General features: G+C 65.9%; 2 protein-coding genes. One reads left to right on the plus strand and one right to left on the minus strand.

Going from position 1 to position 1,273, the window contains the following annotated elements:
- A partial coding sequence (locus I5M_RS13715; RefSeq protein ID WP_210161623.1) for an alpha/beta hydrolase occupies positions 1-284 on the plus strand: 284 nt, incomplete at its 5' end.
- Between the two features lie 127 nt (positions 285-411).
- Here I5M_RS13715 and I5M_RS13720 read toward each other — a convergent pair.
- A partial coding sequence (locus tag I5M_RS13720; RefSeq protein WP_022721920.1) for a carbohydrate porin occupies positions 412-1,273 on the minus strand: 862 nt, incomplete at its 5' end.

The raw sequence follows: 1,273 nt of genomic DNA on the forward strand, positions 1-1,273 counted from the left end.
GCACGGCGTCAAGCATTTCCAGGGCGCCGACAACATTGAGCCCCGCATCTCCGCGCTGCTGGCGCTTCGACGTCGCGGCGCGGCTCGGCGACATCCGTCACCGCACGCTGGTGCTGGCCACCAAGGATGACACGCTGGTGCCGTGGACGTGCTCGCAGCAACTCGCCGTTGGCCTGCCGAACGCGCAGCTCGTGGTGATGCCGGAAGGCGGCCACGGCGTCACCGTCACCGACGCAGAGAAGTTCAACCGCGCGGTGCTGGAGTTCCTGGCGTCGGCCGCCTGAGACGTAACCCGCGGTCGTAACCGGCCGTAGGGTGGGCAAAGCGAAGCGTGCCCACGCCCTTCGCGCACAGCGGTTCTCGCGTGGGCACGGCGCTGCGCGCCTTTGCCCACCCTACGACTCCATTCCCTCAAAACTCCGAATGCCACCGTCCGGCGAAGATCGACACCGGGCCGCGGTCGGCGTTGTAGGCAGGGTTGACGATGTACTGGTAGTCCGCCGTCAGCGTCGACCATTTGTCGAGCTTATAGGCGTAATACGCCTCGACGATCTGCTCGGGTCGGTAATTGAGCCGGCCGTCGCCGATCAGAACGCCCAGGCCGCCGGCGGCGAAATAGGCGCGCGCCTCCTCCGACAGGCCTTCGATGACGCCGCCGACGCCGATGCGATCGTCCGGCCGGCCCCACGACGCGCCCTTGATCTGGGTGCCGAGCGAAAACGACGAGTCGCATTCGGTCCAGCCCATGATCTCGACCTTGCCGGGGCTCCAGCTCGCCCGCGAGAACAGCCCGATCTGATCGGTGATGGCCTGTTCGAGATTGACGACGAAGCCGTAATTGGTGCGCACTTCACGCGTCAGCGTAATGTCCGGATAGTTCGCCGACGACAGCGGCAGCGCCAGCGCATCACTGTAGCTGCCCATGTTGGCGCGGTTGAACCAGCCCAGCAGGCGCAGCTTGCCGCCCTGGCCGAACGCGGCGTAGCGCAGCTCGAGCTCGGCGAGGTACTGGCCGCGCTCCGGGATATGCATATCGAAGTAATTGCTGTTGGAGACGCCGCCCTGCAGGAAGTAGCCGGCGCGGAATGCCCAGTCGCGCTGGTTGAAATCGACCACGCCGCCCCAGCTCCAGCCGACCTTGTCCATCACCCAGTCGTAGGAGCCGCTGCCATAGACGTTCCAGTTCATGAACTGGCCGCGCGGATCGAACGCGTAGGCGTTGAGGACAAAGAAGTCGCCCGCCGACAGTTTGCCGGCCGTGATGGTCAGGCGC

Origin of the sequence: Rhodopseudomonas sp. B29 (assembly GCF_000333455.1) — a bacterium.
Lineage (GTDB): Bacteria > Pseudomonadota > Alphaproteobacteria > Rhizobiales > Xanthobacteraceae > Rhodopseudomonas.